General features: G+C 72.1%; 1 protein-coding gene. It reads right to left on the bottom strand.

Features of this window, described 5'->3' with window-relative positions; genetic code table 11:
- Positions 1–473 (bottom strand): DUF222 domain-containing protein (locus tag AB4Z38_RS25815; protein WP_441432351.1); only part of this gene is annotated, 473 nt, incomplete at both ends.

The raw sequence follows: 473 nt of genomic DNA, 5'->3' as shown, positions 1-473 counted from the left end.
CACCAGGGTGCGGGGATGGTGCAGTCGGGGAAGGCGCAGCCTTGGTCGCGGGCGATGATGGCTTTGCGGATGTGGGGCGGGAACACCCTGGTGGTGCGGCCGATGTCCAGGACGCGGCCCTCGCTGCCGAGCAGGACGGGGATGATGTCCGCGTCGCAGGCGATCTTGCGGATGACCGAGGGGTGGATCGGGCCGTGGAACGTGGACGTACCGCTGCCCGGGCGGGGGCGTGGGCCGCTGGGCGTTTCGCGGTCGACGCGTTCGACGCGGTCCAGGAGGTCTCGGTAGTCGATGGTCACCATCACCTGGGGCCGGAGGCCGCCGTTGGCGGGCAGTTCCCCGGTGGCCAGGGCCACACTGCAGGCCCCGGTGAGCCCGTCGAGGAGTTTCTGGGCCCGGGAGCGGCGATCCAGGGCGGGGCCGGTGCCGGCGGTGTCGTGCTGCAGGCGCGGGTTGGTGGCGGTGTTCATGAC

The organism is Arthrobacter sp. 2RAF6 (assembly GCF_052115205.1).
Taxonomy (GTDB): Bacteria; Actinomycetota; Actinomycetes; order Actinomycetales; family Micrococcaceae; genus Arthrobacter.
The sequence above is the reverse complement of the archived record's forward strand: the minus strand, read 5'-3'. Positions and strand labels throughout refer to the sequence as shown.